This is a genomic window from Pseudomonas marginalis, assembly GCF_024169655.1.
GTDB classification, from domain to species: domain Bacteria; phylum Pseudomonadota; class Gammaproteobacteria; order Pseudomonadales; family Pseudomonadaceae; genus Aquipseudomonas; species Aquipseudomonas paraveronii.
In genome coordinates this window covers 2336647-2363404 of record NZ_JALJWV010000001.1, presented here as the reverse complement: position 1 = coordinate 2363404, position 26758 = coordinate 2336647, and the positions used below count along the sequence as shown (strand labels likewise).

The following is a 26758-nucleotide window of genomic DNA, read 5'->3' as shown; positions in this document are numbered from 1 at the left end:
CGCGCTACAACCCGCGCTTGCGCAACCACTGCAGGAAGCCCTTCTTCACCGGTACCACCGGCGCTTCCTGGGTCAGGGTCTGCGCCGTATGTACGCGAAAATCCAGCAGCGCTTTCATCGCTTCGCCGATGTCATGCCGCGCATCCAGGCACGGCTTGAGGTATTCCTTCTCGACGCGGTAGAGCGTGCAGTAGGTCTTGGCGCTGAAGTCCGCCAGCGTGGCCTCGTCGGACAAGATCCCGGCCTCGCCGATCACTTCCCCCGGCCCCATGCGCCCGGCTTCGAACGTGTGCCCAGCCTTGTTCAGCATCACCGAGACCACGCCGGTTTCGACGATAAACAAATGATCGCTGACTTCCCCCGCCGGCAGGATCATCTCGCCAGCACGGTAGCTGTGCAGGGTCATGTTCTGGCTGAAGGTGTCCTTCTCTTCCTGGCGCAAGGTGGAGAAAATCGACGAACGCTCCAGCAACGCCCGCGCACCTGACAGCGCCAGCGGCGTGCTGCTTTCGGTGGCCGACAGCAGACCGACACCTGCCGCCTGCAGGTGCCGGAAAGCCAGGTCGTATAGCTGATTGCGCACTTCGCGCTTGAGTAGCATCGCCGGTACAAAACCGCTGATTTCATACTCGACGCCGCCACTGGACGAGGTTTTGAACGCCACGTTCGGCGCCGGCTTTGCCAGCAGCGGCCGGCAACCTTGCATCGCCCGTTCCAACGCCTCGATCACGGTTTGCGGACGTGCGTGGGGGCTGACTTGCAGGCAGACCGACAGGCCGAACATATCCGCCGGGCGCGAGAAATTGATGATCTTGGCCTTGGCCGCCAACGAATTGGGGATCACTGCCATACTGCCCTGGGACGTCTGCAACCGCGTGGCGCGCCAGTCGATATCGGTGACGCGGCCTTCAGTGCCGTCGATGGAAATCCAGTCACCGAGCTGGTACGGCTTGGTGGTGTTGAGCACGATCCCGGAAAACACATCGCTGAGGGTGCTTTGCAGCGCCAGGCCGACGATGATCGCCACCGCGCCGGAGGTGGCAAGCACGCCCTTGACCGGCAGGTCGAGCACGTAGGCCATGGCGGCGATGATCGCAATCAGGAAAATCACCGCGCCCAGCAGGTCCTGCAACAGCCGACCGGTATGGCCCACGCGCTGCATCATCACCGCACCGAGCAACACCGTCAGGGTCCGCGCCGCGAACAGCCACCAACCGATCTGCAACGCGGTGGCGGCCAGGTGCAACGCGGTGTTGTCGGCATACGGCGCGACGAGCATCGGGTTCATGCCGTCGTTGAACAACACGGCGCTGAACACCGCAAAAATCACCAGCCGCGCCGCCAGCTTCCAGTTGGCCAGGTCAGCGGAAATCAGGCGCCACACACCGATGTCGATAAAGATCAGCGCCAGGGCGCACAACATGGGGTGATCAGCGATAAATGAGGGCATCCAGACGACTCCAGGGTGAATGCCGAGAAGATCGCATGAAATGGGGATGTGGGGGTATAGCGCGGAGCGAAATGCGGGTGGGAAATTGCACCGTATCTGACCACCTGATTGCATCAGCACTGACCAGGCGTTTGCATCGCGCCGGATTATCTAGACACCTTGTAAACTCATACTGATGTTTCTTCAGACCGCTATGCCACGTCGCTTACACAAAGGAGTTCCCTATGCGTGAGGATTACCTCGCCTTTTTTATCTCGCTCTTTCTATCGAGGCTGGCGGATCAGATCCTGTTGTTTATTGTGCCGCTGGTGGTGTTCCAGACCACCAACAGCGCTTCATGGGCAGGGCTAGCGTTCTTCGTCGAATCGCTACCGCGATTTCTCGCGTTCCCGCTGTGCGGCGCGCTGTGCGACAAGTACCCGCCTATTAAGATCCTGCATATCAGTCAGGTCTACCGGGCATGGCTCTGTGTGCTGGGGGTGGTGCTCTACGGAATCTTTGGTGGCATCGGTTGGATAGTGGTGCTGTCGGCACTGTGCGGAGTGCTGACCACGCAAGGCATCATGGCTCGCGAAGTGCTGATGCCGCATATCTTCCAGCACTACAGCTACACCAAGACGTTGTCCTACTCCCAGATCGCCGACCAGACGGGACTGGTCCTCGGGCCTCTGGTGGCGGCACTGATGCTTGAGGTTTGGGCTTGGCATTGGGTGGTGCTTTGGATCGCCGGATTGTTCCTGCTGGCAGACCTGAGCATGCTGGCGTGGCAACGTCTTGGCCGTATGACGCTGGACGTGTTCGAGCAGCATCAAGACATCTGGCTGCAGCCGTTGCGGATCGCTTTTGGGCATATCCGTAGCCTGGCGGAATTGAAAAAAATCATCATTCTGGCGGTAGGCGTCAACCTGATCGTTGGTGTCACCTTGGCAACTTCGGCGGCCATGGTGATCGGCCAGTACAGCGCCGGCAAGGATAGCTATGCAGGGCTTCAGGCGGCGGGTGCGGTGACAACAATCGTGATCCTGTTCCTTCTCGCTCGGGTGGTGCTGCCTCTGCGAGTCCTCGGGGGTGTCGGATATTCGATGATCGCAACGGGGGCATTCATCAGCGCCCTGAGTCCGAGTCTGCTCGGCTATGTGCTGGGTTTCCTGTTGATCGCAGGCTTCGACAAAATGTTCAACGTCTACATACGCACTATCCGGCAGCGGGTGATACCGCCTCAGGACTTCGGCAAGACGGTAGGTGTGATCACGCTGCTGAATAACATGTCCCAGCCTCTGGCAGGTTTACTGGTGGCTTTGTTAGCTGCGCCCTTGGGCACCCAGACCGTAATCCTGATTTTGGCCGTGTTAACGACTATTCTTGGGACATTTGCCATGTGGTGGTTCGCAAAGGCTCGCGGCCCATCCCCGAGCTTGATTCTCGAAGCTGACCAAGAAGCCGGAAAATAGAAAGTTGCGTCGGCAGGCTTGTAAGCCTATTCCAAGGAAGCATACGGATCATGTCCGCAAAGAAGAGTCTGCCGGTTCGAACTCATGATCGCCGCCGAACGTTTACAGCATAACGACCACTCTCGGCCTCACTGGTCAAGTCCATGCAATTACGCATGTGGGGGCTTGCCCGCTCCCACATTAGGCTTGGCGTCAACCTTTCAGCGCTGCATCTGCCCGAAATGACCGGAGTGAAAATCAGCAAACGCCTGATGGATTTCCTGCTCGGTATTCATCACGAACGGCCCATGCCCGACGATAGGCTCGTCGATCGGCTCACCACTGAGCAGCAGCACCCTGGCATCGTCGCTGGGCTCCAGGGACAGTTGCGTGCCGTCGCGCTCAAACAGTGCCAATTGCCCCTGGCGCGCGATTTCTGCGCCATTGACCAGCACCGTACCGCGCAAGATCACCAGCGCGGTGTTGCGTCCGGCGTGCAGATCCAGGGTCAGCGCCTTGTCGGCGTTGAGGCGCAGGTCCCACACGTCGATGGGCGTGAAGGTGCGTGCCGGGCCTTTTGTACCTGCGAATTCACCGGCAATCAGGCGCAGTTGGCCGGCCTCATTGGCCAACGGCAGCAGCGGAATATCGCCGTCGACAATCGTCTGGTAGCCGGCGTCGGCCATTTTGTCCTTGGCCGGCAGGTTGACCCACAGTTGCACCATTTCCAGCACCCCGCCGCTACGGGCGAAGGCTTCGGAGTGGAACTCTTCGTGGAGGATGCCCTTGGCGGCGGTCATCCATTGCACGTCGCCGGGGCCGATCGTGCCGCCGGCCCCGGTGGAGTCGCGGTGTTCGACTTCGCCGTCGTAGACGATGGTCACGGTTTCAAAGCCGCGATGCGGGTGCTGGCCGACACCGCGACGTTGTGCGGTCGGGGTGAAATCCGCCGGACCGGCGTGGTCCAACAACAAGAATGGGCTGATGTGCTTGCCCAGGGTGTCGTAGGAAAACAGCGTGCGCACCGGAAAACCGTCGCCGACCCAATGGGCGCGGGGGCTGGTGTAGATGCCGATGAGTTTTTTCATGGTGTACCTCCAAAGTGCCTACACCCTAAGCCCCTCGAGCCCTGGGGACTAGCCGGTAAACGCGACCTTGTTCGTTCTATGCATAGGACAATCAGCAGGTCCTCACAGAACGATCCCGGAGAACCTCAAGTCAGCGCTTCGCCAACTCCATGATCATGCGGCTCAACAAATAGATGCGCGGCGCCACACTCCCCACCTCCGCATATTCCTCGGGCGTGTGGATATTCCCACCGACAATCCCAAACCCATCCAGGGTCGGCGTTCCTACCCCGGCCGACAAACTCGCATCCGCCGCGCCACCACTGCCTTCAATAGTCAGCGTGCGCCCCAGCTCGCCATAAATGCCTTGGGCAATCGCCACCAACTTGTCCGATTCCGGCGTCTGTGGCATCGGCGGCAGACCGCGCTGCAGGCTGGTCTTCACTTGCGTCTCGGGGATCAACTTGTTGGCCGATACCCGCGCCAGGTCTTTCTCGATGCGGTCGAACTCTTCCGGCAACGCCGCACGCACATCGGCCTTGGCCGTCGCCTGGTCAGGAATCACGTTGACGCGATCACCGGCCTGAAGCACGGTGAAGTTGATGGTGGTTTTCTTTTCTGCATCGCCCAGCTGGCCCAGTTGCAGGATCTGATGGGCGGCTTCCATCGCGGCGTTGCGCCCCAGTTCCGGTGCGACGCCGGCGTGAGCGGCTTTGCCTTTGACTTCGACCACCGCAGTGGCGCTGCCTTTGCGCCAGACCACCAGGCCATCCGCCGGGCGACCGGGCTCGAGGTTCAAGGTCACATCGTGGGCCTTGGCAGTTTTGCGGATCAGCGCTGAGGCGGCGTCGGAACCGGTTTCTTCGCTGGCGTCGAGCAGGAAGGTGATCCGCGCGTAGTCCGTGAAGCCCTGGTTTTTCAGGACTTTCAGCGCGTAGATACCGGCGACGATACCGCCCTTGTCATCCATCACGCCGGGACCGTAGGCGCGACCGTCCTTGATGTGGAACGGACGTGCGGCGGCCGAGCCCTCTTTGAATACGGTGTCCATGTGGGCCATCAGCAGGATGTTGGCCTTACCGGTGCCTTTGAGGGTGGCGATCACATGGCTGCTGTTGGCCGCGGCATCGGGCACGCGTTCGATACTGAAGCCCAACTGCTTGAGCTCATCGACGGCGATGTCGCTGACCTGGGTCAGGCCCGGCCCGTAGCCGGAACCCGAGTCGATGTTGACCAGACGTTCGAGCAGTTTCAGCGCGTCGGCCTGGTACTGTTCGGCAGCCGCCTGGATCTGTGTGTGGGGTTCGGCACTGTAGGCCGGGAGTGCGAAGGACACGGCCAGGGTCGCGGCCAAAAGAGTACGGGGGAAGGTGAAGAGCATGAATTGATCCTTGTTTTTATTGGAAGGGATCGTCACACCCTACCCCACTAGACCGACCTCAACCAAGGGCCCTGCACCGCGCTGACCCGGTTGCGCCCGCTGCTCTTGGCTTCGTATAACGCCTGGTCAGCATCGTTGAGCCAACTGGTGGAATCGGCATGCCCAGGCTGATAAGGCGCCAGGCCGATGCTCAAGCTGGCACGCAGGGTCGGGTCCTGGGCATAGGCCAGCGCATTGAAGCGATCACGCAGGGTATCCATGACTTCCGTGGCCCGATTGAGCGGCACGCCCGGCAGAATCACGCAGAACTCATCACCGCCGTAGCGCCCGGCCAGGTCGGTGGCACGCAGGTTCTGGCGCAGCACTTTACTGAGCTGGCACAGGACGATATCGCCAGTGACATGGCCGTAGGTGTCGTTGATCGCTTTGAAGTGATCGATGTCGATCAGGGCAATGACCGCGCCCTGTGGTTCGCGGTGGCAGCGTTGGAACTCGATGTCCAGATGGTCCTTCCACGCGCCATGGTTGAGCAGGCCGGACAAGCTGTCGGTACGACTCAGGGCCAGTAGCTCGCGCTTGTGCCCGGCCAGGCTCACGGCCTGGCGATAGCAAATCCAGCCCAGGGCCAGCGGATACAGCATCAGGATCGGCAAGCAGGCGTACAGCTGCGCCTGGGTGGTCATGCTGACGAACGCCGGGGTGAAGATCAGCAGCGCCACGCCGACGCCCAACGCCTGCGCCACCCAGCCCGCCAGCATGAAACGGGTACCGCCGATGGCCACATTATTCATGGTCATCATCGACAGGGTGGTGACGCTGGGCAGTGGGTTGAAGTGCATGGCGCCGACCCAGAAGCCGCCGCAAAACGAATCGAACAGCAGGTTGCGGCGCTCACACCGCAAGGTGTTGGCGGTACGGCGCGACCATTGATAAGCCAGATGCGGCCAGACAAAGCCGTTGATCACCATCAACACCCACACCCATGACGGTGGGTTGAGCGGATACATGCCGAACGCCACGCAGGCAAAGCCAAGCGTCAGCCCCAACATGCGGGATTTGTACAAGCGGGTAGCGAGCGGAACTCCATTTCCTCCGGGGGCAGGCATGGTGGGATGCGATCCTGAGAGAGTGCCTGGAGTCTATCAGGGCAACGTCATATCACCACTACCGCTCATAAACTCTCCGTCGTCAGTCGGAAAAGCCCCGTGCCAGCATCCCGACAACGCCCAGCAGCAACAACGCCGTGACCCGTTGCAGCCATACCCGCCGCCGGGGGGTTTCCAGCACGGGCTTGATGCGTTGGCCGAGATAGCCGCCAGTCCACTGTTTGTAGGCCAGGTAGAGGATGTAGGCGGCATGTTCATCTGGGCCAGCCTGCCGCCAGGGGTGAACGGTGAACAGTTGGCCCACACTGATGGGCCTGGGGTGCAGCAAGCCTTCGAAACGCTGTTGCTCAAGGCCGTGCGCGACCGTTGAGCATGCCGCGATCAACATTAAGCGTTTATCGGCGATGCGCCAACGACCTCACGCAGCGATCCCCCAGGCTTTGCACGCCCTGCACGAGCACGACCAACACCACCACCGTCACCACCATGATCTGGTTGTTGAAACGCTGGTAGCCGTAGCGAATCGCCAAGTCGCCCAAACCACCACCACCGATCACCCCGGCCATGGACGAAAAGCCGATCAGCATCACCAGGGTCAGCGTGACCCCGGCCACCAGCGCCGGCAAGGCTTCGGGCAGCAGCACCTTGAAAATCACATGCCGGATATCGCCGCCCATCGCCACGATCGCCTCGATGCGGCCCGCGTCCACTTCGTCCAGGGCGGCCTCGACAATGCGTGCGAAAAATGGAAAAGCACCCATGGTGATCGGCACCACGGCGGCCGTGCTGCCCAAGGTGGTGCCGACAATCAGGCGGGTCAGCGGAATCAGCGCGATCAACATCACCACAAACGGCAACGAACGCCCCAGGTTGATCACCGCGCCCAACACACGGTTGAGCCGTGGCAGCGGGAACAGCCCAGCCGGGCGGCTGATAAACAGCAACACGCCCAGCGGCAGGCCGATCAACAAGGTGAACAGCCCCGCCAGCAGCACCATGTAGAGGGTTTCGCCGGTGGCGTTGAGCAGCAGTTGGAGCACCTCATACCAGTCGGTTTTCATACGGCCCTCACCACGTGCAGGCTGGGCGCCAGCGAGCGGCCCAGGCGCGATGACGGGTCAGCCTGCAGTTGCAGCAGCGTGCCGCTTTCCACCACGCGCCCCGCCGCCAGGGATACCGCGCTGTCGCAGATCGCCTTGACCACCTCCAGTTCATGGGTGATCAACACGATGGTCACCCCGAGTTGCCGGTTGATGTCGCGCAACAGCGCCAGGATCGAAGCCGTGGTTTCCGGGTCCAGGGCGCTGGTGGCTTCATCCGACAGCAGATACGCCGGGCGCGCGGCCAATGCGCGGGCGATGCCGACGCGCTGCTTTTGCCCACCGGAAAGTTGCGAAGGAAACGCCGCCGCCTTGTCGCTCAAGCCAACCAACGCCAGCAACTCCTCCACCCGCACGGCACGCTCGGCCTTGGGCAGCCCGGCAATCTCCAACGGCACCGCGACGTTATCCGCCACATTGCGCGAGTGCAGCAGGTTGAACCCCTGGAAGATCATGCCGATGCGCTGGCGTTGCTGGCGCAGCGCCTTGTCGGTTAAGCGGGTCAGGTCCTGGCCATCCATGAGGATGCGCCCGGAGGTCGGCCGCTCCAGCAGGTTAAGGCAGCGCAGCAAGGTGCTTTTACCCGCGCCGCTGCGGCCGACGATGCCGAAGATCGAGCCGTCGGCGATCTGCAGCGACACGTTATCCAGCGCCGCCGGCTGGCCGTCGGCGTAGGTTTTGCTGACGCCCTCGACGACGATCATTCGAGCGCCACCGGGATCACCGAACCGGCATATTTCTCGCTGATGAACTGGGCCACCGCCGGCGAGCGCAGGTCCTTGGCCAGTTGCTGGATGCGCGGGTCCTGCGCCAGTTTGGGCGTGGTCACCAGAATATTCGCGTAAGGGTTGCCCTGGGCCTTTTCCAGCCCCAACGCATCCTTGGCCGGTTGCAGCCCGGCTTCCAGGGCGAAGTTGCCATTGATCACCGCCAGGTCGACATCCTCCAGCGCCCGGGGAATTTGCGGCGATTCGATTTCCAGGATCTTCAGGTGCTTGGGGTTCTCGGCAATGTCCTTGGGCGTGGCCTGGTCCTTGGCCGCATCGTTGAAGCCCGGCTTGAGGGTGATCAGGCCATTGGCTTGCAACAGGTACAGGGCGCGACTGAGGTTGGTGACGTTATTCGGCACGGCGACGGTGCCGTTGTCGGGCACCTGGTCGAAGCGGGTGTGGCGGTGCGAATAAATCCCCAACGGTTCGATATGCACGGTGGCCGCCACGGCGAACTTCTGGCCGAGCGCCTGTTCCTGGGACTTGAGATACGGCAGGTGCTGGAAGTAATTGGCGTCGACATCGCCATGGGCCAACAACTCATTGGAGTTCACGCCGCTGGGGATCTCGATGATGTTCAGCTTCAGGCTCGGGTCGAGCGTCTGCACGTATTCGAGGATTTGCGCATGGGGAATCGGGTCGGCGGCGACGCGCAAGGCATCGGCGGCCGACACATTGAAAGCGGCCAGCAAGGCCGCCAGGGTAAGTGCGGATGTCTTCAACTGAGTGATCTCCTGATCAGGCGGACAGTGCGTGGGGCAACGTGGCGTCGGCGTAGAAACGCTGGGCGACATCCGGGTGGGAGCGCAGGCGGCCCTTGAGGTAGTTCCAGCCGACGTCGCGCAGCAACGGGTTGCGCGGATCGCTGGTGGGGCCGTGGGCATCGCGCAGCAGTTCGGGCGCGAGTTGGTACACCGGCACCACCGCATCCAGTTGCGCGCCGAGGAAAAATGCCAGGGACAAGCGTTCGCTGCCCACCGGCGGCGACACCACGCGGTGGACCGTGGCACGCAGATAGCCGTTACTGGCCAGTTCCAGCAATTCGCCGATATTCACCACCAGCGTATCGGGACGCGGCGCGGCATCGATCCAGCGGCCCTCCTCCACTTCTACCTGCAAACCGGCCTGCTGGTCTTGCAGCAGGAAACTCAGGAAGCCGGAGTCCTTGTGCGCGCCGACACCCTGGCGACTTTGACCGGCATGGCGGCTGGGATAGCGGATCAGCTTGATATGTTCGTTGGGCGTGTCGCCGTACAGCGCGTCGAACGCGTTCTCGGGCAGGGACAAGGCCTGGGCGAACGCACGTAGCAGGCGCAACGACATCTGGGTCATCGCCTGCTGCCAGGCCAACACCAAGGGCTTGAGCTCGGGCAACGCCGCCGGCCATTGATTGGGGCCTTGCAGGCGTGCCCAGGCCGCAGGGTGCTGATCGACGGCCAAGGGTTCGCGCTCGGCACCGACGTCGAACTGCTCACGCAGGTCCGGCTGGCCGCGGGTGATTTCCGACGCTGCGCGGTTATAGCCGCGAAAGTGCGCGGAGTTGAGCATGCCGACGGCCAGTTTTTCTGCCTCGGGCAAGGCGAAAAAAGCCCGCGCTTGCTGCTGCACCTGCGCCAGCAGCGCCGGATCGATACCGTGACCGGTGAGGTAGAAGAAGCCGATGTGCCGCGCGGCAAAACGCAGCTCATCGAGAAATGCGCCGCGCTGCGCCGGGCTGCCATCGAGCAGCGACAGGTCCAGCAGCGGCAAGGCGTTGATTGATTGCAGCATCGGCGGCTCACTCCATGAGTGTCTTGGGGGAGCGACCAAGCTAAACGATCTTAAAAAGCGGTAATAAATACCTTTTTAGAATTAGCTTAAGCAGTCATTGGTCCCGGCAGGATCACTCATGCCAGCGCGGAATCGACGGCACCGCGCTGGCATTTTCAGGCTATTCGTCGCCCCGCCACCCGGCCTCATTTATAGAAAAAATTAAATCACCATAGGCCTAAAAACCAATTGACCTAAGACACTTACCGCATACTAACAATCTGCACTAGCATATGTGTACACCCGCGCAAATGCGGCCCCGCAACACGCCCCCGTCACCCCGCTGCAGCCTTTAGAACAAAGTGACGAATGTTAAAATTTGTCACGTTTTGGCGGAATCAATTCGATTAGTATCTAACGCTAGCAGCGATTGAACTGTCGGCCTTGCATGCCAGAAAAGGGAGTAGGTGATGCATTTTTCCAACGTCCTCGCTATTGCACGGACTACGTCTAAAACCGAGGATTTCAGAGCACTTATAGTTCGCACTGTACCGAATGATTTAAAAGTCGATACACGCAGCTACGGTCAACTAGTCGGTCATCAGGAAGATCACGCCGATTATCGCGCCATTGTCATAGAAATCGACACCCCTTCTGCCAGCAGTCAAACCCTGGACATCATAAAAAAGACCAGGACTAAAAATCCGGCCTGTCTAATAGTTATTTTCATCACGTTCGCCTCAACTCAAAGCAAAACCAAATATTATTTGGCCGGTGCGGACTACTGTCTAAAAGTGACAGACACCTCGCCGGAGGAAAAGTTGAGTTTAGTCGAGGCGTTTCTCAATGAAACGTATCGTTTGAACTACTGCAAACTCATCCTGGATCAGGATCGGATGTGCCTTTACGGCAACGGCCAGAAACTCGAGATTTCCTTCGTCGAAATGAAAGTCCTTGAGGCACTGATCCATAGTCGGCTGCTCAGTCATGATGAAATCGCCAGCGTTATGGGACTCAATACCAAATTCTACGACTCTCGCGCCCTGGAGAAATCCATCAGCCGCCTGCGCAGTAAAATCAAGGCATGTTATGGCGAAAACATCATTCAGAACATCCGTGGCTACGGCTATAAATTGAGCCGCGGAATTATTTCCGCCCATCATTTACACCCGACCCAAGAGAGCTAGCATCGTGAATAACGAGAAAATATCGCCTGCCGGAATAGCGCACCCCAAGCTCTTCAGGCAAGCGATAGTTGAACGAAGCTGCACACTTTGGGGCAATGAGATTCGCGTAACTAGCGCATGTAATCCGCTCAACCTTCCAGAGCATTTGCACCCCATATATCGCGAGCAACTTAAATGCGCCTACCGTGACGCGTTATTGCGCATCGCCCCGCGCACGACTGCCGACTTCAGTCACCGTCGCCTTGCTTCGGCACAGCCTGCAACTCATAAATTTCTGCGCATCGACCAATCGGCGCTTATGTCCGAAGATACGCTAAATGAACTTATCCATGTCGCGAATGTCTTGGAAAGCTATAAACAACAACTCGTTATCAGTGTGGAGAACCCCTTGGACGCACTCCCCGGCCCCACAGAACGCCGCGCGATGGTGCGCCAGCTTTATGCCCTGAAAGACCGAAGCAGTATCAAGCTCGCCTACAATAACTACACTCTGGATACAAAGCAGGCTGACCTGCTGATCGAACTAAAGCTCTATGACTATATAAAAATGCCATTTCCGGATGCTGCCCTGAGGTTGAGTTTGAATACTCGCTCAGACCTGTTCGACCGCCTCTATGACCGCATGCTAGAGCTGATAAGCGCCACTCGAATTTCGTTCATTGCGGACAAGGTTGAGTTTTCCGACAGTGCGACACTCGCTAAGCGCTTGCCTTTCAATCACTTTCAGGGCAGTTACTACTCGCCGCCTGAAAGTTTATAACTCCTACCCACCTGACCATGGTAACCACTATGAGCTCACTCAAGAAACACCTACCCACCGCGCCCTCCGCTTTTATCCCGCTGCCCGACTTTGCGTCGAACGCGGAGTTACTCTATGGTGACATCGCTTGGCTGCCACTAACGCAGGCAACTGAGGATCAGGCACCCCACACACCATCGCTTGCCAACCATTACTTCAATCCACAGCACGCTCATTACCCCGCGTTCAAAAAACTCGACAGTCCCAATACCGCAGCGAAATCTGTTATTTATAGAACATTACAACCTTACAATAAACTTGAACTCAATGTTCAACTTTGCGAGGCCGACCGGCATCAAAAAACACTGGCGACACACACCGAAAAACCTCCGGTACAGGCACCCGACTTCTGGATACTTACGCAACATGATCGAATGTTGAGCAAGGGCGGCCTACGCATTTCCCTGACCACCATTGAATCAGCACTTATCAAAAAAATGTTACACCATGAAGAACGCGTGGTGAGCAAAGAAGAACTTATTCGCAATATTGGTCGCGAACCTGAGTTGTACCGCGGCCTGGAAATGTGCCTCAGCCGACTTCAGGAGAAATTCAAGCGCATCAACGATGGCGAGCGTTTGTTCCGCTCGGTGAGAAATCGTGGTTATTGTTTGACCCAGAGAATAAAAAAGCCCATGGAGCTTTCCCAGCAACTCCGTTAAAAAAACAATAATTCCAAAATCGTCAATCTTGGCGTTGATCACGCTCGTATATCTGCCTTTTTATAACAATCCGTCTCACCCAACAACCACTTAACTACCGCTATGCGCCTGTTATAAGTCGTCAGCTACTGCCCCCTGCCGTTGATTAATATCAATCTGTGCGCGCTTACGTGTGCCTGTCATTTGGCCGCTTTAACGCCACGTCTCGCTTAAGCCTGCCACCGCGAGTGGTCACCACTGGGAGCAGTAGTATGCTAAATAACCGGAGAATGCATCGTCACCTAACCCCCAAAGGTCTGACCTTTTGGGGGCAGTGGACACTGGCCTCAAGTTTGGTCGTCGCGCTGTTATTTGCATTGGTTATTTTAAAGACCGGCCAACTGGAGTATCACTACCGGGTTTTGGCCGCCTTTAGCATATTGGCCTCGATTCCGGCCTATATGCTGTGTGACGTTTATAGCAAGAAAGATGATTACGGCGTGGGATTAGGCCGACTTTTTATGGGTTGGTTACTTACCCTGCTGATACTGCTTGCGGTGGGCATCGCCTGCAATGCCGATGCCTTATTCCCCATCGAAATACTGCTGCTGTGGGCGGCAACCAGTTATGCCGTGCTGGCGCTCTGTTACATCCCTATCCATAGTCTTTCCCGCTATTATCATGGGCAACTTCACGAGCGGCATAAGTCGTTAATAATTGGCACCGGCAAACTTGCCGCCGACCTTGCGAGAACACTTTCCCGGCAAAAACGCTCGCCGCTGGTTGGCCTCGTCGGCACCACGGCGTCCGCCTCCCCAGGCGTACAATCGCAGATACTCGGCGAGCTGCAGGACCTGCCGCAGTTGATCAGGCAGCACGGTATCCGCAGGCTGTACATCACCCATTCGCTGCAGGAAGCCACCCACATCGAGGCGCTGTACATCAACCTGCTGGAGATCAGCGTGGACGTCATTTGGGTCCCCGACCTCAATAACATGCTGCTGCTCAATCACTGCGTGGCCGAGGTGGATGGCCTGCCAGCTATTTTCCTCAATGAAAGCCCGCTGACCAGCCGCCCGACCGCCGCACTGAGCAAGTCGCTGCTGGACAAAAGCCTGGCCTTGCTCGCGATCATCCTGCTGAGCCCGCTGCTGTTTCTGTTCGCCGTGCTGATCAAACTGACCTCCCCCGGCCCGGTGATTTTCAAGCAGGACCGCCACGGCTGGAACGGTCAGGTGATCAAGGTGTGGAAATTCCGCTCGATGCGTGTGCATGACGACCAGGAGGTACGCCAGGCCAGCCGCCACGATTCGCGCATCACCCCCGTGGGGCGGTTCATACGCCGCACGTCCATCGATGAACTGCCGCAGTTGTTCAACGTGCTGCAAGGACACATGGCCCTGGTCGGTCCAAGGCCCCATGCGGTTGCGCACAACGACTACTACTCGGGGAAGATTCACGCGTACATGGCGCGCCACCGTATCAAGCCCGGCATCACGGGGCTGGCGCAGATCAATGGGTGCCGGGGCGAGACCGAGACCCTGGAGAAGATGCAAAAACGCGTCGACATCGACCTGCGCTACATCAACACCTGGTCACTGTGGCTGGACATCAAGATCCTGCTGAAAACGCCGTTCACCCTGCTGTCCAAAGACATTTACTAAGATCAAAAAAGGGGGACTTCACGTCCCCCTTCCCCGCCTATTCAGTGACTTTCTCGAAGTTCCGGTAGAACAGGTCACTGTCGCGGCCGTCGGTCATCGTATGCAGCGAATACGCGCGATTGAGCCGCGCACCACCATCGCGGGTCAGCGGCGCCCATACCAGGTTGGCGCGGCGCATCGTCGACAGGCTCATCAACTCATCGAAGGGAATCGACAGATAAAGGCCTTTGTCGAAGCTGCCTTCGCCGTAGGCTTCTTTTGACGCGGTGGTGCGGGTGACCCACGCGCCAATCCGCACGCCATTGTTGAACTCGCGCGACAGGTCCAGGGTGACGCCCCAATCGCGGGCCAGGTAGCGACCGACACTCAGCGCCCCCTGTGTGTTGAACGGCAAGTCGGTGTAGCCGGTGATATGCCCCGTGACCGTGCGGTAGTCGCGCAGGCTGAAGTCCTGCTCGAATCCGCGCTGGCGCACGTAGTTCAGATCAGCGCCCAGCGCCCAGCGCTGGCCCATCGGCCGGTACAGCACTTCACTGCCGACACCGGCATACATCGACTCCAGTAAACCGCCATAGACCATGCCGTACAGATCCTGATCCAGTCGCACCGCATGGTTGAGCTGGAACGTCGGCAAGGTTACATCGGAGCTGGTCATGTACTTGCGCAGATCGGTGCGCACGCGCGGCAAGCCGCTGGGGGCGTCGTAGGTGAAGCCATCGTAATTGTTCAGCAGGTTGACGCTGAGCAGGCCGCTCCACCAGGTGTTGCGGGTGAAGCGGTATTCGGCGTCGAGGTCGGCGGAAATCTGATACAGCAGGCCATCCGGCCCGCCGACGTTCTGCTTGTATCCCAGGCCGACGCCGTAGCTCAAGGGCTTGGGGGGTTGGGTGTAGAGCAGCGTTTGCGCCTGGGCGCCAGGCGGGTTGACTTCAGTCTGGCGACGCAGGGTTTGCAATGCCTCGCGCTGGTTGATCACCTCGCGGAACGTCTCGCGGGGTACGCTGGTTTCTTCGATCGGCATGGCGTACCGCTCGCTGACCAGGGTGAACCAACTGATCTGGTCATTGACGCTGGCGTCCAGGATCCGGCTGGCGCGGCCCACGGCCTTGGCGCTGGAGAAATAGCGTTGCTGCTCGCCATACACCAATAGCTCAGGGCCGCGCTGGGCAATCCGCTCGACGCTATAGCCGGCATTGTCCTGCAAGCGCCTGGACACCGCGGCCCAATCCACCTGATCCATGGCGACGGTCGGCGCCTGGGCGGGCAGCTTGGGGGCCGGCGGGTCGTAGGTTTTGACCGGCGCCTTGCGGCTGACGAAATTGGTGTGCAGGGTGATGCCGAACATCGCCGTGTTGCCGCGTTCCCAGGCGGCACTCACGTCGACGGCGTCGGCCACCTTGTAGACCAGCCCGAGGTTGACCGGCGAGTCCTGGCGCTGGTTGTTGTTTCGGGGCTCGCTTTGGTAGTCGTTGCCCTCGTATTCCAGCTTGAGGCTCAACGGTGCCCAGGGGGTCTGGTAGGCGACGCCGCCAAACAGCGCGGGCCGGCCGCGGAAGTAACCGTTGGAAAAGTTGCCGGAACCTTCGGCGGTAGGCCGCTCGTTGAACCGATCACTCAGCGCGCCCAACGGGTTGCCGAAATCGCCACGGCTGCCCAGGTAGCCCCAGGCGATGCCCGCACTGAAATCGAATTCGCCATACCGCTTGTTGGCCACCAGGTACTCGCTGGAAAACAGCCCGGTGCCCCCCAGGTCGAGCATCCCCACTGCGACCTGGGGCAACCAGTGGCTTTCCTCGTAGAGGCGCACTTTGGCGTCGATGGCTTTGTCCTTGTAGCTCTGGCTGCCACTGAACGATTCGGCGCCATAAGGCCGGTTGGTAATGGCGGTGTAGCGAAAGGTGCCTTCGAGCCAGTCCAGCGGCTGCGCCGAAAAACTGTAGCGACTGTAAGGCTCGGTGCGGTTGGCATTGACGCTGAGTTCGCCGGCCGGGGCCATGCGTGCGGTCGGCGTTTGCAACAGCCCGACCCCGCCAAAATCACTCTGGGTGTAACGCGGATCGCCATGCGCGACGCCACAGGGCACCAGCAGCACGGCTGCAATACATAATTTCAAGGCGTGACCTCAGCCAGGGGTTGGGTGGCAAGAAACTCGGCCAGTTGTTGGTTCAGCTCAGGCGTGGGCGGTTCCAGGTCGTCGCTGCGCAGCGGCACCAGCAATGTGCTGCCCGGTGCAGGCGCGGCAGCTGTCTCGCGGTTCCACGGGGCAATGCCCAGGCGCGTGACCTGGCCGTCGGGCTGGATCTGCCACACGTAGTCGAGATCGGCACCCGCCACCGCCGGGCATTCGTCGAGGTAGTCGCGCGCCGCACGCATCGGTTGGAACGCCAAGGTGCAAGGGGCCGCAACGGCGCCCACGACGCGCACGCTCGTGGGCCTTTCCGGGTAGATCAGTTGATCACCCTCGCTGACCCGCAGGTTGGGCGCAAAGCCGACCTCCACGGCCACCGGGTCCAGCACCGCGCGTTGCCGGCCGGTCACCGGCAAGGCCTGCACCTGTCGATAGACGCGCGCCGCCACGTCGGCCCTGCCGTCGCGCCCGGCGGCCAATGCGGCCTGACGCAACGTATCCAGATCAAACAGCACACCGGCTTTGAGCCGGGCCTGGGGCTCGATCAATGGCCGGTGCAGCCAGGCCGCCGCCAGCCAGTAGCCCTGGGCATCCGGTTGCGACGCGGTGATCGCGTCGAGCAGGCGCGCCTCGGGTGGCAGGGTGATCGGCCCGGGGTGCAGGACTTGACCGCTCACCGTCACGGCGGCCTGGCAGGCACTGGCGCCGCTCCACAACAGCGCCAGCACCCATCGTTTGCGAGCGGTCATCGGGCCTCCTGGCGGGCGGGTTGCAGTTGGGTGATTTTCAACGTGAGGCGGGGGCTGAGGTGCTGTTCGCTTTGCACGATGAAGCCGTCAGTGGGGTCGACCCAATAACGGTTGCGCGCACGAAACCCCAGGGCCTCGGCTTCGATGTCTTCATCGACGCGCAGCAGGGCGTAAGGCTTGTCGAGGATCTCGAGCGTCTCCATGCCCTCGCGGGTCAGGCGGCTGGTGACGGTGATGCCGACGCGATAGCCCTCCACCAGGTCGATCTGCCGGCTGCTGCGGTAGCCGTCCGGCACGCGGTGCAGCCCCTGCTGGAACGGCGACTGCCCTTGCCAGCGTGTGCCATCCAGATCAGTGCCCAGGCCAACGGTGCGCACTACCAGGCCATCGCGCATCAACAGCACCTGTTTGCCGGAGGCGACCCAGAACTGCAGGTCATCGCGCTGGCGAATCATCGCCATCACCCCTTCGCTGGACACCGTGGTCACTTTGATCTGGGGAAACGGCACGGCGTCCACCTGGGCCTGGCTCAGCGCCAATGGCGCAGGCCCGACGACGGCCGCCTTGAAGGTATCGAGCGAGGCCTGCATCAGCGGATTGCAGCCGCACAACAGCCACGCAAGACACACGTAAATACCGATTTTCACACTGTCCACGCTGGTTCCACCCTTATCGGCTGTTGGCTTCGCTCAGGTTGTTTTGGGTGGAAGCACCGGTGCCGATGATCGAGGCAGAAGGTAACAACTGACTGATGACCCGGTTCCAGCGGGTGATATTGGCGGGGCCGACAAACACCACGTCCTGGGGCTGCACATCGAAGCGCGTGGCCAGGGCCATGGCCGCTGCGGAACCGGCTTGCAGATGGAAGACCTTGGCCGGTTGCGCGTCCAGGTTCTGCGCACCGCGGATCACGTAGATCGCATCGGCGTTCGAGGTGTTCTGGTTGATGCCGCCCACCGAGCCCAACACATCCGAGAGGTTCATGCTGCGTGTCTTGAAACTCAGCGCGCGAGGCTGCATGACCTCGCCCATCACATAGATGCGCTTGCGGTCGTTGTAGGGCAGGTACAACTGGTCACCGTCCTTGAGGTAGATATCGTTCAAGCGCGACGGGTTGAGATTCAACATGTCGAGGTCGAGCGTGTAACGCTTGCCGTCGCGGGTCAGCGTCAGGTTCGAGAGGTCGGCATTGATCGGATCGACGCCGGACGCACCGATGGCCTCCATGACGCTCATCGGGATGGTGGTGATCGGTACAGGCCCGGCCTTGAGCACTGCCCCGGTGATCACCACTCTCTGGCTGGCAAACCGCAGCACACTGATATCGACCTGGGGGCTGTCGATGTACTGACGTAGCTTGTCGCTGATTTCGCTGCGCAACGCCGTAAGGGTGCGGCCCTTGGCAGCCACTTCGCCCACATAGGGGTAGAACAGATTGCCATCGGGGTTGACCAGACGCCCGTTGGCGTCAATTTGCTGCTGCGGACCGGAAGGCGCGGTCAACTCCGGATGATCCCAGACCGTGATGTACAACGCATCATTTGGGCCGATCAAATAGGGACCGGGTTTATAATCGAGCAGTTCTTTGGGAAGCGCATAAGACACTTGAGTCGCTGCGTCCATGGCCAGCAACTTTGGCGTAATCGGGATCAACTCCACGCGACTGCTTTCTGCACCGCCCTCCTTGGTCATTGCCTCGGTATCCATATATTGACCGGGCGCAAACATGCAGCCTTGTAACAATGCGGAGGCCACGACCGCCACAGAAAAAATACGCATCATAGGGCTAAGACACTCGCGATAAACGACAAGAAAAAAAGACTACTTGGGCGGGGTTTCCAAGCAGTCTTATAAAGCGGAAGGCGTTCTATTAGTTGCCGGTACCGGTGGTACCCGTGGTGCCTGTAGTGCCTGTGGTAGTACCACCGTTGGAGCTGCCACCGCTGCTGGAAGCGGCGGCGACGCCCGCTACCAGTGCCGTGCCGACCAGCAGGGTTTCCCCCACCGTCACAGATCCCACCACTGCGGTACTCAGACCAAGCGGCAACTCGGCAGACAGGGCAGAAGTACTCAAAAGACTGAGCACAATAATAGCCAGTTGTTTTCTCATATCAGACTCCTTATCGATAGTGAGTATTCAGCAAACGAGCGTGTGCCACTGAAGTACGCCTTGATAGTGCCACTCAAGTAAACAGCGCACCAGCCATACTCCAGCCCGGCCATTACCCGGTAAGTTGAACGTATTCATTCGAAAATAACATTTCTCGACGCCAGCCCCCGTGTATCAACACATTGAGGTCGCGAAGTTAACAAGGCTGGCAATTTAACATTGAGGCAAATGTTATTAATTGTCGGAAAACCTCAGGCCCTGCCGTACTTGTCTTCAAAGCGCACAATATCGTCCTCGCCCAGATAAGAACCCGATTGCACCTCGATCAACTCCAACGCAATCACGCCCGGGTTTTCCAGTGCATGCACCTGGCCAATCGGGATATAGGTCGACTGGTTTTCCGAGACCAGATACGTCTGCTCGCCATTGGTGACCTTGGCCGTACCGCTGACCACGATCCAGTGTTCCGCACGGTGATGATGCATCTGCACCGAGAGCTTGGCGCCGGGCTTCACGGTGATGCGCTTGACCTGGTAGCGGTGGCCGCTGTCGATGGCGTCATACATGCCCCAGGGCCGGTAGACCTCACGATGGTTGAGGTGTTCATGACGCCCGTCGCGCTTGAGTTGGTCGACAATGCCCTTGACCTGCTGCACCTGGTCCTTGTGCGCCACCAGCACCGCGTCCTTGGTTTCAACGATGATCAGGTCCTGCACACCCACCGTCGCGACCAGGCGGCTGTCGGCGTTCACGTAGGTATCGCGGGTATCCAGTTGCAGCACATCGCCCTGCAGCACGTTGCCGCCGTCGGTCTTCTCGCTGGCTTCCCATAACGCCGACCAGGAGCCGATATCACTCCAACCGGCCTGCAACGGCACCATGATCGCGTCGCTGGTTTTTTCCATCACGGCATAATCGATGGAGTCGTCCGGGCAGGCGGCGAATAGCGCCTCATCGACCCGGGTGAACAGCTGATCCTGGCTACCCGCAGCCAACGCCGCGCGACAAGCCGCGAGAATCGCCGGCTGCAAGCGTGCCAAGGCGTCCAGGTAACGGCTGGCACGGAACATGAACATGCCGCTGTTCCAGTAATGATCGCCCCGCGCCACGTAGTCCGCAGCGGTGGCGGCGTCCGGCTTCTCGACGAAACGCTTCACGGCGTACCCGCCCTCGCCCACCGCCGCGCCCTGTTCGATATAGCCATATCCGGTGTGCGCGCAGGTCGGCGTGATGCCGAACGTCACCAGCTTGCCGGCCTCGGCCAGGGGCCGCGCCACCGCAAGGCTGGCATGAAACGCGGGAACATCTTCAATCAGATGATCCGCCGCCAGCACCAGCAGGATCGGGTCATGGGACTCGTCGACCGCCTTGCAGGCCGCCAACGCAATCGCCGGCGCCGTATTGCGCCCCATGGGTTCCAGCAGGATGCGCGCCTGCTCCATGCCCAATTGACGTAATTGCTCGGCCACCAGAAAACGGTGCTGCTCATTGCAGATCACGTGCGGCAAGGCGACATCCGCGCCCTCCAGGCGGCCGATGGTCTGCTGCAACATCGACAGGTTTTTATGGGTCAGGCGCAAGAACTGCTTGGGGTTGAGTTGCCGCGAGAGCGGCCACAGGCGCGAACCCGAACCTCCCGCCAAGATCACCGGTAATAACATGAAGGCGTCCTTCGATAGAGGGTCAGAAATAGGCACGGGTGTTCTCGTGTACACGTGGGCTGTAGCGCAGCTCATCGAGCGACCACCAGCGGTAGTGCCGATGCTGCTCGGTGGGCGGTTCCAGCACCTGATCCTCGGCGAGGGTCAGGCAATAACTCAGCACCACATAGTGGGTGTCCGGGCCGCTCCCGGTGTTGGCGAAGACGCTGTCGTCGTAGAAGTGCTCGAACACGCCCAGCAGCCGCGCATCGGCGCGTTCAAAGGTACAGCCCAGTTCTTCGCGGGTCAGGCGGCGGAAGGCGTTGTCCAGGGTTTCGTTTTTCTGGATACGCCCACCAGGGACGAACCAGAAGCCATAGGCCGGCCGATTGATCCGCAAGCCCAGCAACGTATCACCGCTGGGTTTGCTCACGACCAAGTCGATGGCCACCAACGGCGTCGATGCCACGACCGTATTGAAGGTCGGTAAATCAAGCCACATAAGCGTCAAACCTGTGCCAGGAAGCGTTGGAGAATGCGTTCTTTATCGAGAAATTCTGCGGCGTAGTTCAACGCCACCGCGTTGTGCGCCGGCAATGCCAGCACCCGCGCAATCCCTTCATTCAGGGCGGTGACCGATTCGGGCTCGACCCGCACGGCAATGCCCGGATGCTCATCGCACAAGCGACCAAGGGTGGTTTCGGGGTCGGCGGTGATGATTGCATTGCCGCCGACGGCCAGAATATTGGTCAGCTTGGAGGGCAATACCGAATCCGCCGCGCCGCGTTTCTGGATCACCAGGTGGACGTCCGCCGAGGCCAGCAGCGCAGGCAAGTCTTCATAGGCCTGCAACGGGGCGAAGACCACGTTGTGCAAGCCCTCGCGCTCTACGCGCTGCTGCAGACGGGCCTTGCCGGCGCCCTGGCCGACGATCAGAAACACCAGCTCCGGGCGATGGGCGTGGGCCTGGGCGGCATCGAGGATCAATTCGAGCCCCTGCTTCTCGCCGATGTTGCCCGAGTACAACAGCACCCGTTTTCCCGCCGGCACGCCGAGCCGTTCCAGCAGCCCGCTGTTGCGCGGCACATCGAGAAACCGCTCGGTCTCCGACCAGTTGGGAAAGAACAGCAGGCGCTGAGCCTCGACGCCCTTGCCGGCGGCCTTATCGAGCATGCCGCTGGATATCGTCGAGACCCGATCAAAGCGCCGCAGCAAGCCGCGCTCCACCCCCCACGCGAGTCGCCGCAGTAAAGGGCTGCCGCCCAGGCCCAGGCCGAACATCGCATCGACTTCATAATCCTGGATATGCAGCACCGACTTGGCGCCACACAGCCTGGCCAACAGCAACGCCTGGGGCGCGCAGAACAAGGTGGGCACCACCAGGATGACCAGGTCCGGCTTCCAGCGCAGTTGCCCCAGTACCGCCAGGCACGAGCTGGCGGAAAAACTGATCAGGTGCAGCAAGCGCTTCAGCGCCGTGGGCTTGCGCGGCACGTACAACGGGCAGCGCACCACCGTCACGCCGTCGACCTGCTCGGTGCGAAAACGCCACGCCGAGTAGCCCTCGCTGACCTGCCATTGCGGGTAATACGGCGGCGCCGTGACCACCCGCACCGCGTGGCCCTTGCTGGCCAGCCAACGCGCCTGTTCACCGCTGTACTTGCCGATGCCGGTCAGCTCGGGGCTGTAGTTGATGCCATACAGAAGGATCTTCATCACTGGCCCCGAGGCTGTTCGAGGGCAGCGCGATACGCGTTGTAGGCATCGCGCAGGCCCTCTTCCAACGGCACGTAGGCTTCCCAGCCGAGGGCGTTGATACGGCTGACATCGAGCAACTTGCGCGGCGCCCCGTCGGGTTTGCTGGTGTCGAAACGCAAACGCCCCTTGAAGCCCGTGACCCGGGCCAGCGCCTCGGCCAGTTCGCGGATGGTGCAATCCACGCCGGTGCCGACGTTGACGTGGGAGCGCATGGGTTCGGTGTGTTCGCCATAGCGCTCCTGGCTGAGCTCCATCACATGCACGCTGGCGGCCGCCATGTCATCCACATGCAGGAACTCGCGCCGTGGCGCGCCGCTGCCCCAGATCAGCACCTCTTCATCACCGCGCTGCACCGCCTCATGGAAACGGCGCAGCAAGCCGGCGATCACATGGCTGTTGTGCGGGTGGTAGTTGTCGCCCGGGCCGTACAGGTTGGTCGGCATCACGCTGCGGTAATCGCGCCCGTGCTGGCGGTTGTAGCTTTCGCACAGTTTGATGCCGGCGATCTTGGCCACGGCGTAGGGTTCGTTGGTCGGCTCCAGCGCGCCCGAGAGCAGCGCTTGTTCGGTCATCGGTTGGGCGGCGAGCACCGGGTAAATGCACGATGAGCCGAGGAACAACAACTTGAACACCCCATGCGTGTGGGCGGCGTGGATCACATTGGCCTGGAGCATCAGGTTCTGGTAGATGAAATCGGCCGGGTACGTGGCGTTGGCATGAATCCCCCCGACCTTGGCCGCGGCCAGGTACACCTGGTCGACCCGTTGCTCGGCGAAATACGCCTGCACCGCTACCGGGTCCAACAGGTCCAGTTCATCACGGCTGGCGGTGAGGATCCGGGTATAACCCAAGGCCCAGAGGCGGCGCACGATGGCCGAGCCGACCATGCCGCGATGGCCGGCGACAAAGATCCGCGCGTTCAGATCACGTGCCATGCTCAGTTCTCCACGGCAATCGGCGCATCGTGGCCGTGCAGGCGCAGCAACGCATGGCGCCGCGCGATTTTCAGGTCTTCACGCACCATCTCCGCACACATCTGCTGGGCGCTGATTTCCGGCACCCAGCCCAGTTTCTGCTTGGCCTTGGAGGGGTCGCCCAGCAGCGTCTCGACTTCCGCCGGGCGGAAGTAGCGCGGGTCCACCCGCACAATCACGTCGCCCACCAGCATGCCGGGCGCCTGGTCGCCGTCGATGTGCTCGACCACCCCGACTTCCTCCACGCCCTCCCCGACAAAACGCAAACGCACCCCCAACTCCGCCGCCGACCAGCGAATGAAGTCGCGCACCGAATACTGCACGCCGGTGGCGATCACGAAGTCCTCGGGGTTGTCCTGTTGCAGCATCATCCACTGCATGCGCACGTAGTCCTTGGCGTGGCCCCAGTCACGCAAGGCGTCCATGTTGCCCATGTACAGGCATTGCTCCAGGCCCAGGGCGATGTTGGTCAAGGCCCGGGTGATCTTGCGGGTGACGAAGGTTTCGCCACGACGCGGCGATTCGTGGTTGAACAGGATGCCGTTGCAGGCATACAGCCCGTAGGCTTCGCGGAAATTCACGGTGATCCAGTAGGCGTACAGCTTGGCCACGGCATAGGGCGAACGCGGATAGAACGGCGTGGTTTCCTTTTGCGGGGTTTCCTGCACCAGCCCGTACAGCTCGGAGGTGGAGGCCTGGTAGAAACGGGTTTTCTTTTCCAGGCCGAGCAGACGGATCGCCTCGAGGATGCGCAAGGTGCCGAGGGCATCCACATCGGCGGTGTATTCCGGCGAATCGAAGCTGACGGCCACGTGGGACTGGGCGCCGAGGTTATAGATTTCGTCCGGCTGGATCTGCTGGATGATGCGCGTCAGGTTGGACGCATCCGCCAAGTCGCCATAGTGCAGGATCAGGTTTTTATGCGGGGCTTGGGGGTCTTGGTAAATGTGATCGATGCGCTGGGTATTGAACGACGAAGAGCGGCGTTTCAAGCCATGCACCACGTAGCCTTTTTCCAGCAACAGTTCCGCCAGGTAAGAACCATCCTGCCCGGTAACCCCGGTAATAAGCGCGACTTTTTTCATGTCTATCTCCCAAATAATAGGCGAACGAAGGCCGACACCCGAACTTGGGTGTTTGTTAAAAACGGTCAGTTACTTCGGTGTGGGCAGCGTCAAGTTATGTCCGGTCAACGTTGAAAGTTCGCGGATAATTGCGTCCTTATCGCGTAAGTGAGCAATCGCGCTTTCCAGTTCAAGCACCTTGGCGCCCACCAGAAAGCGGTACCAGTAACCTTGGAGCACGTGATAAACCAGGCCGCTGCGGCCATCGAGAAAACCCAGTTGAATGAAGTAGCGCCAGAGAAAGTACGCGGTCGAACTCAAGGTAAACGGCACGCGGTTATACACACGGTTTTTAACCAGGCGCTTGAGCCTGGCCTGGAACGAACTGTGCCCCTCATTCAATTCATGGCGCACCGCAAATAACCCCAGGCGCGAGTTGATGATCTCAATCGCTTCCCGGGTCGCGTACTGGTTGTGCTTGTGGGTGAAGAACGTCAAGTCATGCAGGTTGTGATCGGCAAACCCGCCTTCCAGGGTGATGGTGCGGCCCTCGGCCACCGAGATGTGCTCGTCCATCCAACGATCTTCGATGCGCCCCTGCCCCGTGCGCCATAGCCGCAGCATCTGCAACGGGTAGCGGCCGCCATGGCGCACCCAGCGGCCCATGAAAATATGCTTGCGCTTGAAGTTGATGCCGGTGATGTCCTTGTCCAGCGTCGGTAGCCGCGTGTTGATCTGCGCGGCCAGGTCGGCCTCGATGATTTCATCGGCATCCAGGCGCATCGTCCAGTTACCGGTGACCGGCAAGTTATCCAGCGCCCACTGGAACTGCTTGGCCTGGTTGACGAACGCGTGCTGCACCACCAGGGCACCGTGGCGCCGGGCGATCTCGCAGGTGTCGTCGCTGGAGAACGAGTCGACCACCAGCACTTCGTCGCTGAAGGCGCGCACCGATTCGATCGCACGGGCGATATGCAGGCTTTCGTTGTAGGTAAGGATGATCACACTGACGGTTTCGCGTTTCATGTCAGCCACCGTGCAGTTGCAGAATTTCGGCGGTCAAACGCCGTGGCGAACGCGCGGCCCGGAAGTGGCTTTCCAGGGGTTTGCCCACCGCGATCATCATGATCAACCGCTCGCTGGCTTCGATACCGCCCACACTGCAGATTTTCTTTTCCACCGTGTTCAGGATCGCCAGGTTCAACGGGCAAGCGCCCAGCCCATTGGCATGACACGCCAGCAGCAGGCCCATGGAAAACAATGCACCGTCGACATATAGCTGGTTACGCTGGCCGGCACCGCCCCAGGCAGTCACTTCCGAGGTGACCACGAACAGGTTGTCCACGGAATGCGCGAAGCCGCGCGATCCGCCTTGCAGCTCAAGCAATTGCGCAATCACCGCGCGGTCCTGGTAGACATGCACCCGCGACGACTGGCGGTTGCATTGCGACGGCGCCGACTGCGCCAGCTCCACCAGCGAGGTCAGCAAGCGGCTGTCTAGCTTGCCGGGCTGGAACATCCTGCAACTGGAGCGCGACTCCAGGAACGCCTTGGCGTCAAGCCCGCCATTGCCCAGCCACGGCGCGGCGCGCTTGGTGCCGCCATTGCCCGAGGTACCGTCGCGCTTGAGATGCTCGACATAAGCATCCAGGTAAAACAGGAAGTCATCGCTCAAACCCAGGGTGCGATGCAGGTCGAGATAGCCCTGGAAGGCGCCCAGCGCCATTTCCAGCGGTAACGACGAGTAGGTGCGGTCGTACTCGTTGAGCATATGAATGATACCGTTGATCTTATCCTTGCCGAACAGCGGCTTGGGCTCCTTGAGCGACAGGCCTTTTTCAACGGTGTGGGTTTCAATCAGGATTTTGTAAAACAACTTCTTGTTGCGGCTCGCCAACGGCGAATACCCGTTGTGGCGAATAAACGTGTACATGTCGCGAAAAAACTCGCTGAAAAAAAACATCAACTTCCATGTCTTATCCATCATGCGC

Annotated in this window: 25 protein-coding genes and 1 pseudogene; 5 read left to right on the top strand and 21 right to left on the bottom strand. The window is 60.3% G+C overall.

Annotation, left to right across the window (positions count from 1 at the left end; translation table 11 throughout):
- Window positions 1-4: 4 nt before the first annotated feature.
- The gene (locus J2Y83_RS10640; protein ID WP_253395049.1) at window positions 5-1450 is read right to left on the bottom strand and encodes a mechanosensitive ion channel family protein; all 1446 of its coding nucleotides are present in this window, start codon (window positions 1448-1450) and stop codon (window positions 5-7) included.
- A 224-nt stretch (window positions 1451-1674) separates the two neighbouring features.
- Here J2Y83_RS10640 and J2Y83_RS10635 point away from each other — a divergent pair, with 224 nt between their 5' ends.
- Complete coding sequence (locus J2Y83_RS10635) at window positions 1675-2901, top strand: MFS transporter (RefSeq protein WP_253395048.1); 1227 nt, start codon at window positions 1675-1677, stop codon at window positions 2899-2901.
- A 200-nt stretch (window positions 2902-3101) separates the two neighbouring features.
- Here the strand turns inward: J2Y83_RS10635 and J2Y83_RS10630 are convergent, their stop codons facing one another.
- The 8 genes and pseudogenes from J2Y83_RS10630 to J2Y83_RS10595 all read right to left on the bottom strand — a co-directional run bounded on the left by J2Y83_RS10630 (window position 3102) and on the right by J2Y83_RS10595 (window position 10074).
- The gene (locus J2Y83_RS10630) at window positions 3102-3968 is read right to left on the bottom strand and encodes a pirin family protein (RefSeq protein ID WP_253395046.1); all 867 of its coding nucleotides are present in this window, start codon (window positions 3966-3968) and stop codon (window positions 3102-3104) included.
- 130 nt (window positions 3969-4098) lie between these two features.
- On the bottom strand, window positions 4099-5328 hold the full coding sequence (locus J2Y83_RS10625; RefSeq protein WP_253395044.1) for a M20/M25/M40 family metallo-hydrolase: 1230 nt from the start codon (window positions 5326-5328) through the stop codon (window positions 4099-4101).
- A gap of 47 nt (window positions 5329-5375) precedes the next feature.
- Window positions 5376-6434: a diguanylate cyclase gene (locus J2Y83_RS10620; RefSeq protein WP_253395042.1), complete on the bottom strand. Its 1059-nt coding sequence runs from the start codon at window positions 6432-6434 to the stop codon at window positions 5376-5378.
- An 82-nt stretch (window positions 6435-6516) separates the two neighbouring features.
- Window positions 6517-6639 (bottom strand): annotated as a pseudogene (locus J2Y83_RS29840) (LysE family translocator); the annotation flags it as partial.
- 190 nt (window positions 6640-6829) lie between these two features.
- Window positions 6830-7495 (bottom strand): methionine ABC transporter permease, encoded by a 666-nt coding sequence (locus J2Y83_RS10610; protein ID WP_253395040.1) that lies wholly within the window; start codon window positions 7493-7495, stop codon window positions 6830-6832.
- A complete protein-coding gene (locus tag J2Y83_RS10605; RefSeq protein ID WP_253395038.1) occupies window positions 7492-8238 on the bottom strand; it encodes a methionine ABC transporter ATP-binding protein in 747 nt (248 codons plus the stop codon). Before J2Y83_RS10605 ends, J2Y83_RS10610 begins: the two co-directional genes overlap by 4 nt.
- Window positions 8235-9026, bottom strand: coding sequence for a MetQ/NlpA family ABC transporter substrate-binding protein (locus J2Y83_RS10600; protein WP_253395036.1), 792 nt, complete (start codon window positions 9024-9026; stop codon window positions 8235-8237). The genes J2Y83_RS10605 and J2Y83_RS10600 overlap by 4 nt, the downstream gene beginning before the upstream one ends.
- A gap of 16 nt (window positions 9027-9042) precedes the next feature.
- A complete protein-coding gene (locus tag J2Y83_RS10595) occupies window positions 9043-10074 on the bottom strand; it encodes an isopenicillin N synthase family dioxygenase (RefSeq protein ID WP_253395033.1) in 1032 nt (343 codons plus the stop codon).
- Between the two features lie 449 nt (window positions 10075-10523).
- On the opposite strand from J2Y83_RS10595, the gene J2Y83_RS10590 reads away from it, so the two are divergent.
- The 4 genes from J2Y83_RS10590 (at window position 10524) to J2Y83_RS10575 (ending at window position 14344) form a co-directional block, all read left to right on the top strand.
- Window positions 10524-11240 carry a winged helix-turn-helix domain-containing protein gene (locus J2Y83_RS10590; protein ID WP_253395031.1) on the top strand — a complete coding sequence of 239 codons (717 nt, stop codon included), beginning with the start codon at window positions 10524-10526 and terminating at the stop codon, window positions 11238-11240.
- A gap of 4 nt (window positions 11241-11244) precedes the next feature.
- The gene (locus tag J2Y83_RS10585) at window positions 11245-12000 is read left to right on the top strand and encodes an EAL domain-containing protein (protein WP_253395029.1); all 756 of its coding nucleotides are present in this window, start codon (window positions 11245-11247) and stop codon (window positions 11998-12000) included.
- A 29-nt stretch (window positions 12001-12029) separates the two neighbouring features.
- The gene (locus tag J2Y83_RS10580) at window positions 12030-12701 is read left to right on the top strand and encodes a winged helix-turn-helix domain-containing protein (protein WP_253395027.1); all 672 of its coding nucleotides are present in this window, start codon (window positions 12030-12032) and stop codon (window positions 12699-12701) included.
- 251 nt (window positions 12702-12952) lie between these two features.
- Window positions 12953-14344 (top strand): undecaprenyl-phosphate glucose phosphotransferase, encoded by a 1392-nt coding sequence (locus J2Y83_RS10575; protein WP_253395025.1) that lies wholly within the window; start codon window positions 12953-12955, stop codon window positions 14342-14344.
- 37 nt (window positions 14345-14381) lie between these two features.
- Here the strand turns inward: J2Y83_RS10575 and J2Y83_RS10570 are convergent, their stop codons facing one another.
- From J2Y83_RS10570 to J2Y83_RS10515, 12 genes are all read right to left on the bottom strand, one after another.
- Window positions 14382-16457, bottom strand: coding sequence for a YjbH domain-containing protein (locus J2Y83_RS10570; protein ID WP_253395023.1), 2076 nt, complete (start codon window positions 16455-16457; stop codon window positions 14382-14384).
- A complete protein-coding gene (locus J2Y83_RS10565) occupies window positions 16454-17221 on the bottom strand; it encodes a capsule biosynthesis GfcC family protein (RefSeq protein WP_253395021.1) in 768 nt (255 codons plus the stop codon). Before J2Y83_RS10565 ends, J2Y83_RS10570 begins: the two co-directional genes overlap by 4 nt.
- Window positions 17218-17877, bottom strand: a complete 660-nt coding sequence (locus J2Y83_RS10560) for a YjbF family lipoprotein (protein ID WP_253395019.1) — start codon at window positions 17875-17877, stop codon at window positions 17218-17220. The genes J2Y83_RS10565 and J2Y83_RS10560 overlap by 4 nt, the downstream gene beginning before the upstream one ends.
- A 13-nt stretch (window positions 17878-17890) precedes the next feature.
- The gene (locus J2Y83_RS10555; protein ID WP_247398547.1) at window positions 17891-19003 is read right to left on the bottom strand and encodes a polysaccharide biosynthesis/export family protein; all 1113 of its coding nucleotides are present in this window, start codon (window positions 19001-19003) and stop codon (window positions 17891-17893) included.
- 88 nt (window positions 19004-19091) lie between these two features.
- Complete coding sequence (locus tag J2Y83_RS10550; protein WP_253395017.1) at window positions 19092-19331, bottom strand: hypothetical protein; 240 nt, start codon at window positions 19329-19331, stop codon at window positions 19092-19094.
- A 251-nt stretch (window positions 19332-19582) separates the two neighbouring features.
- Window positions 19583-20992, bottom strand: a complete 1410-nt coding sequence (locus tag J2Y83_RS10545) for a mannose-1-phosphate guanylyltransferase/mannose-6-phosphate isomerase (RefSeq protein WP_253400370.1) — start codon at window positions 20990-20992, stop codon at window positions 19583-19585.
- Window positions 20993-21014: 22 nt separating this feature from the next.
- A complete protein-coding gene (locus J2Y83_RS10540; protein ID WP_247398568.1) occupies window positions 21015-21473 on the bottom strand; it encodes a GDP-mannose mannosyl hydrolase in 459 nt (152 codons plus the stop codon).
- Window positions 21474-21478: 5 nt separating this feature from the next.
- Entirely contained in the window at window positions 21479-22687 is a 1209-nt protein-coding gene (locus J2Y83_RS10535) for a glycosyltransferase WbuB (RefSeq protein WP_253395015.1), read from the bottom strand.
- Window positions 22687-23664 (bottom strand): GDP-L-fucose synthase, encoded by a 978-nt coding sequence (fcl, locus tag J2Y83_RS10530; protein WP_253395013.1) that lies wholly within the window; start codon window positions 23662-23664, stop codon window positions 22687-22689. Before fcl ends, J2Y83_RS10535 begins: the two co-directional genes overlap by 1 nt.
- A gap of 2 nt (window positions 23665-23666) precedes the next feature.
- Window positions 23667-24788, bottom strand: coding sequence for a GDP-mannose 4,6-dehydratase (gene gmd / locus J2Y83_RS10525; protein WP_247398576.1), 1122 nt, complete (start codon window positions 24786-24788; stop codon window positions 23667-23669).
- Window positions 24789-24857: 69 nt separating this feature from the next.
- Window positions 24858-25793 (bottom strand): glycosyltransferase family 2 protein, encoded by a 936-nt coding sequence (locus tag J2Y83_RS10520; RefSeq protein ID WP_253395011.1) that lies wholly within the window; start codon window positions 25791-25793, stop codon window positions 24858-24860.
- A gap of 1 nt (window position 25794) precedes the next feature.
- Window positions 25795-26754: a nitroreductase family protein gene (locus J2Y83_RS10515; RefSeq protein WP_247398581.1), complete on the bottom strand. Its 960-nt coding sequence runs from the start codon at window positions 26752-26754 to the stop codon at window positions 25795-25797.
- Between the last annotated feature and the right edge of the window lie 4 nt (window positions 26755-26758).